Origin of the sequence: Arachidicoccus sp. (genome assembly GCF_050436765.1) — a bacterium.
Lineage (GTDB): Bacteria > Bacteroidota > Bacteroidia > Chitinophagales > Chitinophagaceae > Arachidicoccus.
The window spans coordinates 1-7925 of record NZ_JBNQGD010000382.1; the positions used below are offsets into that span (position 1 = coordinate 1).

Here is a 7925-nt window from a genome sequence, read left to right on the forward strand (position 1 = left end):
CCTTCTAGAATTCGCTGTGAACCGCCAGATGAGATGGCACCTATATTTGAGTTATAAACGCTGTTTCCATTTCCATCAGTTGTTAAGCCGGCCACTAAAGGTCCCTTGTATTGTTTTACGTCATTATAGTAATAATAAGTGAGGTTTCCGTTTACAGAATAACTAAAATCTCCGACTTTATCGTGCCAACCTGCGGAAAATTCTAGTCCATTATCTAAAACCTGGGCAAAGTTTCCTTCAGGAGCGGAAGCAGTACCTACAGTTGGGTCAAGAGGTGCTGTAAACAAAATACCGTAGGTATATTTCCGATACCAGTCAAAGGTTAAATCTAAATTATGAAAAGCTGTTATATCTAAGCCCGCATCTACTTGATTGGTTGTTTCCCAGTGTAATTGCGGATTAGCGATGGAAGTTAGATTTAAACCGGAATAGGCTGTACCGTTGAAGGCGTAGGGTGTGGTGCCGTAATTCGCTTGCCACCTGTAGTTACCGATGTTTGCATTACCAGCTTTCCCCCAAGACGCGCGTATCTTAATGTTTTGGATGTTGTGTGCGCTTAGGTTTTTCAGAAACGGTTCTTGTGATATATTCCATCCAGCTGATAATGAAGGGAAATTACCATATCTATAATCAGGGCCGAATCTTGAAGAAGCATCTCTACGAATGTTCGCTTCAAACAAATATCTATCCTTATAATTATAAGTAATTCTGCCAATTATTGACCTTGTTGCCCAATCGCTTGCACTTCCGCTTGGATTAGAAGGGAAGGAAGATGCCGAACTTATGGCAGAAATGGAAGGGTCGATAAGACCATATCCGGTAACAGCCAAATTATAGTTTTGATCATAATATTGATTAAAGACCACTAATGCACCAATGTTATGTACACCGCCTATTGTTGTATTATAACGTAATGCGCTTTCTAATGTATAATTCCAGTTTTTAGAATAACCACTATAAGTAGAAAGGTTGGTCGTAGGGGTAGGTGCTGTAACTTGTGTCAATGTTATAAAATTATAGCGTGCTGTCGCAACGGGATCATTATGATAATTATATTCGTTTAAATCGGATTGGTAATTGAATTTTGGCTCAAAAGTTAATCCTTTTAGGATGTTGACTTTGGCGTACCAAGTGGTATTGATGTATGTTTCAGGTATCGTTCCCTTATTACTGGTTGTATAATATAAAAGGTCACTGGCTTGTCCGATGACGTCACCGTCTGCTGATGTAGAGCCATACATTCCTTTATATAGAGGATATATCATTGGTGAAGTCTGGACAAGGTAGTTGAATAAATTACTTTCATCAAATAACCCACTGTATCCTAATTTTGCGAATGTTTGTGTGCCAACGGTAATGTTTTTGCCTATTTTAGATTCCACATTAATTCTAAATTGATATTTCGAATAACCTGAGTTCGCTACAAGTCCTGGATTATTTAAATAGCCAAGAGAAAGAAGATAGTGCGTGTTTTTGTCACCGCCACTTACAGATATATTATGACTTTGAAGTAAATGATGTTGAAAAAGGACCTTTTCCCAATTGGTATTTGGATAGGCTACATAATTAGGAACGCCAAGGCTTGTAAGTCCATTAGGATTTTTTGAAGCATCTATAAAGGGTTGTATAACTGTAGCGGAATCAAACACAACGCTTTTCCCAATATTCGTATATGCTTCATTTAATGTTTGCATATATTGGGCACTATTGGTCACAAAGTCAGGGATACCAGTGGGATTGGTAGAAGAAACAAGTCCGGTGTAGGTAACAGTAGGTTCACCCGCTTTTCCTCCCTTTGTGGTAACAAGTATTACCCCTGCAGCACCCTGCGCACCATAGATGGCTACAGAAGCGGCATCTTTTAAAATGGAAATGCTTTCTACATCATTAGGATTTACATCATCTAAACTTCCAATTATACCATCTATAACAACCAAGGGAGAAGTGCTACTTAAGGAGCCAACACCCCGAATCTGAATACTTGCACCATCCTCGCCAGGTGTTCCCTTTGATTGATATATGTAAGCACCCGGAATTAAACCTGCTAGAGCCGAGGAGACATTTGTAACCGGTCTGTTTTCTAATTCTTTTGATGATACAGTTGCAACAGCGCCGGTGAGATCTATTTTCTTTTGCTTACCATATCCCACAATTACTAAATTATTTAATTCCGTAATTTCTACGATTAACTGCACATTGATTTCATCATTATCTTTAACGGTTACTTCTTTGGTTTTGTAGCCAATAAAACTAATTTGAATTACATCCCCTTTTTTAGCTTCCAAACGGTATGTTCCGTCTGCATTCGTAATAGCGCCCTTTTTGAATCCTGAAATAGTTACAGAAGCACCCGCAATGGGCTTGCCGGTAGTATCAGTAATTGTTCCGTGAATGATGTTTTGAACAGGCGGTGGTGGGGGCGGAGCATGATATGTTTTTGTGACTATTTTTGGCCTTATTGTAATCGTTTTCTCAATAATTTCATAAGAGAAAGGCTGATCCTTAAAACTCTTGTCCAACACGTCTTTAATGGAAGCATTCTGTACATCGATCTGGTTTATCTTTTTAGCATTGGACAGCAGTTCGTCTTTATAAAAGAACTGATAGCCTGTTTGTTTTTTTATTTCACGAAACAATTTTTGTAAAGAGATATCATGCTGAGAAAGAGTAACGGTTTGTGCAATTCCCTTGGCGCTTAATTGCAAGCAGGTAATAAAATAGATAAATACAGTTAATTTCATAACCAACCAGATTTTTTTTGATGGCCAGATTTCGCACACGGCAGGATTAAAAAACTTTGTCATACTTTTGTACAAGTTTTGGGTTAAATAATTTAAGTGTCAATGCTGATGCATAATATATTCCCAATCCAGCCGGGACGCTTCTATCGTACCCGGCATTTTTATGGAAATAATTACATTTTAGAATAATCGCTGATTAATAATGGATTTCCCTCCTTTTTTTTGATGGTTATTTATAATACAATTAATTTATCTTTCGTGATTTGAAATTTGATCCCACCGGCTTCCAAAATTTTCAGAACCTGAGACAAATTATTATCCCGGCTAATCATTCCCGAATAATGCCCGGAAGGTATTGCTGATTGATATTCTATATCTACATCGTACCATTTTGAGAGTTCCCTTAATATTGATGGAATGGTGGCGCTATTAAAAATGAATTCGTCATTTTTCCAAGCCATTACTTCATCTAGATTTGGATGGCTATTCAGACTAGTAGTATTGTCTGCAATCAGAGCTTGCTGCCCCGGTGTAATAATGAGTGAATGATTGACCTGTACCAATCCTTTTAATAAGGTAACTTTTGCTACAGCTTCGTCCTTATAGGCATTTACGTTAAAATGCGTACCAAGTACTTGTATTTCGTTTTTGCCTGTAGATACAATAAATGGTTTTGAGGCATTATGAGCTACTTCAAAGTAGGCTTCTCCGGTAATTTTTACATTTCGGGTCTTATCTACAAAGGCGGTTGGAAATGTTATACTGGACGCCACATTTAGCCATACCTTACTTCCATCGGCTAATTGCAGTTCTATCGGTTTGCTTCCTCTTGGAACCGCAAGCGTATTATAGGTTACCTTTAAAGAATTTCCAGCAAAGGCAATTTTATCACCTTTTAATTTTATTATTTTTGTCTGTCCCTGTATCGCTAAAGTCCCATTCGCAGTGTTGCCCAATGCAATTACTTTCCCATTTCCGAGTGTAAGAATTGCTTTGTTATGTACGGGAGCCGCTTTGTCGAGAAGGCTATGAACGACAAATGTATTGGGTTGTTTTTTGGATTGTTTAAAAAATAAAAAAAAACTGCTTATCCCTAAAAATACCAATATCACTGCCGCGATCGCCAGTTGTTCTGCTATGGATATTTTCTTTTTTAAGGAAACTTTTTTTAATGAATTGTAAATAATCTTATTCTTTTCAGCTTGGGTAAAAAAAGGCTCAATTTTTAATTTGTTATAAATATTCCTCATGGCATGAGAAAGCTCTTTACGTTTGTCTGCCTCATTTAATAACTCCATCAACTCATGGATATCCACTTCATTGATTTCCCCGGAACACCATTGCTGGAATAAAATATCTAATCTGTTGTTAGGCATAAGAAATTTAAAAGACAGTAAAAAGTAAACAACCTGTTAATAGGACACGGAAATTAAAAAAAAGGGGGTACTGAAAATTAACTTATTTTAACTTTTTTAGAAAAAGAAGTAGAAAGAGGCTTAATTCAAGGTTAGATTCAATGTATTTTGTTATTGAGTGTACGGCAATTTGTATATATTTCTTTACCGTCTGTGGGGACAGATTCATTTCTTGGCCTATTTCTTTATATTTCAGACCATTTTTGCGACTTAGCAAATAAGCTCTTTTCTGTTGTGGAGGCAATAGGGTAATGGCTTGATCTATCAGTCCTAATTGCTGCTCTTTCCAATCGTCTGTATGCTCCGTATTGGCGAAAGCAATATCTTCTTGCCATTCTTGACGCTTAATTCTATCCCGGATGGTTTTTCTAAGAGCATTTAGCGATTGATTTTTAGAGACCACATATAACCATACTCTAAAATTTTTTACCTGAGACAGACTTTCCCTGGTCATCCATATTTTCAAAAACACGTCCTGGACGATTTCTTCAGCTTGTTCCCGGGAATGAGTAAGACCAAAAATATAATTACCCAATAAATCACTATATTGATTCACCAGGCAGGAAAAAGCGTTCTCATCTCCCTTCGATATACGCTGCAAAAGATCCAATTCATTATGAGATAAGGATTCGGGCATGGAGCAAAAGTAAGTAAGTCAAATGTACATGAAGATTTTTAATCTTAATCCAAATTTTGCAAGTTGTCACGATCTGTCGGCCAAACTATATAATATATATTCGTTGTTTTGGCTATACCACGCATCTTACCACTTTACGCCTCTTCTTAATATGGCATACTTTTGGTTATTACCCCTTTTCGAAATATAAAAGTCAAAACACCAAAAAGGAGTTTACAATAAATTATTATTACATAACTGCAGAAAGTAATTTGATTTTCAAGGAAAACGAATTACTTTTGCCCAAATTTAAAAGATGGTTAAGAAGAGATTCCTGATTGCTTTTTCGTCGATTTTGGTGGGTACATTGCTATTGACATCCTGCGCAACCAAAAGAAATTTGGTTTATTTTAGTAATTTACCCGACAGTACGATATATCAGCAAGCGATTGAAAATCAGGTACAACCTAAAATTCAAACCGGCGATGCCCTCGCCATCAAGGTAACTACTTTAAATCCTCAGTCTAATATATTATATAACAGTGGTTCTGTACCGTTGACAAATATAGGAACAAGTAGTGCGCAGTCTTCTGCGTTACCTACCTCCGGAGCAGTTGGTAGTGCCACTTTAGCGGAAGGCTATATGGTGGACAACGAAGGCAATATCAATTTTCCTTTATTAGGAAAGGTTGCCCTTAGTGGTCTCACCATTGATGAAGCGCAACAAAAAATGACCGATTTGATCTCCAAGACCGATAAAGGCGTTATTGTTAATATTGATATCCAGAATTATAAAGTCACCGTTATCGGTGAAGTTGCCCATCCGGGTACATTTCCGGTTACCAACGATAAAATCAATGTGCTGGAAGCGCTGGGTATGGCAGGCGATATGACGCCCTATGCCGTGCGGGAAAATGTATTGGTTGTAAGGGAAAAGAATGGCAAGCGTACGATGGAGCGTCTTGACCTAACAGATAAGAATGTCTTCAAATCTCCCTTCTTCTACCTCCAGCAAAACGACATCGTCTATGTACAACCGGAGAATAAATTGAAAGCAGCACAGGCGGATACACGCTACATAAGGTTAATTCCTATAATTACAGCATCTATTTCAGCACTAGCAATTGTTCTATCTAGAGTACTCTAAAAATAAGAGAATTTAGTAAGGATGGGTAACACTAAGATGCGTCATTCTTAATTCATAAATCATCATTCATAGTTCATACTTCAAATATATATGAGTAAAAACATACAGGATCAGGAGTCAGCTAGTGAAAGCATTAATTTAAAAGCAGAACTTTCTAAATATACCCAGAAATGGTATTGGTTTGTATTAGGGGTTCTTATATGTATGATCAGCGCTTTTATTTATTTGCGTTATGCCACCCCTCAATATAGTATCAGCACTGAGCTATTGATACGTGATGATAAGAAAGGGCCAGATGTAAGTAGTATGATGGGTGGTGGTGCTGTAAGTAGTACTGGATCTAGCATGTTTTCTGATCTCGGCTTATTTAATTCACAGCAGAATATCGACAACGAGATAGAGGTGCTCAAAAGTCAAAGCCTTCTGCAACGTACCTTCGCCAAAATGCCCCAACTGCAAACGTCTATCTTTGTTAATGGAACGTTCAAGTCTGCGGAAGTTTATGGTGACAAAGCACCCATTGCGGTTCATATCTTACAACTAGACTCTACCGCCTATAAATTAAAAGATCTTGTTAAACTCAAAATAAAGAGTTCTAACTCCTTCGAATTGACTGATGCCGCTGGGTCGACTATATATTCCTTTGGTCAGAGAGTCAATCGGACCTATGGTTCTTTTATGGTCAATGCATTATCAACTTTGGAAATAGGTCAAACCATCGACCTACAATTCCATGATCTGCGCATCTATGCCGATGAATATAATAAAAAAATAACTATAGCTGCAGTCAATCAAAATGCCTCCGCTTTAACGATTTCTATGAATGATGCTGTGCCTCAAAAGGGGATTGACATCATCAAGGAATTGGTGGCGGTATATAATCAGGAAGGAATCGAAGACAAAAACCAGATATCCACCAATACGATTAATTTCATTAACGCTCGCTTGGTTACGTTGGTACAAGAGTTAAGTGGCGTGGAAAAGAAGGTTGCTGACTTTAAACAACAGAACAAGATTACCGATATTACCGGGGATGTACAGGCTTTTTATAAGCAAGCAGCCGATTTATATACACAGAAAGAGCAAGCTAGCGTGCAGGCCAATGTCTTAAAATCGATTCAGGACTATGTCAATACGCCCGGCAACAAATACAGCTTAGTACCTAGCTCTCTGGGAATCCAAGATCCTACTTTAAATGGCTTGGTGGACAAGTTTAACGAGTTACAATTAAAACGCAAAGAGCAGCTAACTACCGTTCAACCCTCAAATATCTTGGTCAAGAATCTGGATGCGTCTATTGCCGACGTAAGAAGAAGTATTAGCGAAAATTTGAGTAATATACAGCAAGGTATGGCTGTAACCCAAAAAGATCTCAATGGTAATTACCAACAATTTCAAACGCTGTTACATTCAACTCCTGAAGTCCAGCGCCAGTTATTGGAAATACAGCGCCAGCAGGTAATTAAAGAAGGGTTGTATTCTTTTTTGTTGCAGCAGAAAGAAGCTTCGCAGCTTTCTCTGGCCGCCACTGTAGCCAACTCTCGTACCATCAACGATCCGGCAGCTACCGACTCTCCTGTAAGTCCTAAGAGAATGCTGGTGTATCTCGCGGCATTCTTACTCGGTTTAATCATTCCTTTTGCGGCTCTTTATGGAAGTGACCTGTTAGATGATAAAGTACGTTTACAAAAAGATATTACCGACAAAACAGATGTACCTATTTTAGGAGAGATTGCACACGCGATAACTGATCATACCTTAATAGTTAAAGACAAAGTTCGTACCCCGGTAGCGGAAATGTTCCGCTTGATGCGCAGCAATCTCCAATTTGCTGCACTTGACAAGGATATTCAAGTTATTCTCTCTACCTCTAGTATGTCTGGTGAAGGTAAAACCTTCTTTTGTACCAACCTAGGGGCAAGTATGGCGCTAACAGGAAAAAAAGTGGTTGTGCTGGAATTTGACATCCGCAAGCCTAAATTACTCAAAGGCTTGGGTATGAATGC

Annotated in this window: 5 protein-coding genes; 2 read left to right on the forward strand and 3 right to left on the reverse strand. The window is 38.2% G+C overall.

Annotated features, from left to right (window positions below; all coding sequences use genetic code 11):
* The 3 genes from ACQR30_RS16060 to ACQR30_RS16070 all read right to left on the reverse strand — a co-directional run.
* A partial coding sequence (locus ACQR30_RS16060) for a SusC/RagA family TonB-linked outer membrane protein (protein WP_429736775.1) occupies positions 1-2741 on the reverse strand: 2741 nt, incomplete at its 3' end.
* Between the two features lie 233 nt (positions 2742-2974).
* The gene (locus ACQR30_RS16065; protein ID WP_429736776.1) at positions 2975-4117 is read right to left on the reverse strand and encodes a FecR family protein; all 1143 of its coding nucleotides are present in this window, start codon (positions 4115-4117) and stop codon (positions 2975-2977) included.
* An 82-nt stretch (positions 4118-4199) separates the two neighbouring features.
* Positions 4200-4793 (reverse strand): RNA polymerase sigma factor, encoded by a 594-nt coding sequence (locus ACQR30_RS16070; protein WP_429736777.1) that lies wholly within the window; start codon positions 4791-4793, stop codon positions 4200-4202.
* A 295-nt stretch (positions 4794-5088) separates the two neighbouring features.
* On the opposite strand from ACQR30_RS16070, the gene ACQR30_RS16075 reads away from it, so the two are divergent.
* The gene (locus tag ACQR30_RS16075; protein WP_429736778.1) at positions 5089-5919 is read left to right on the forward strand and encodes a polysaccharide biosynthesis/export family protein; all 831 of its coding nucleotides are present in this window, start codon (positions 5089-5091) and stop codon (positions 5917-5919) included.
* Between the two features lie 90 nt (positions 5920-6009).
* Positions 6010-7925 (forward strand): GumC family protein (locus ACQR30_RS16080; protein ID WP_429736779.1); only part of this gene is annotated, 1916 nt, incomplete at its 3' end.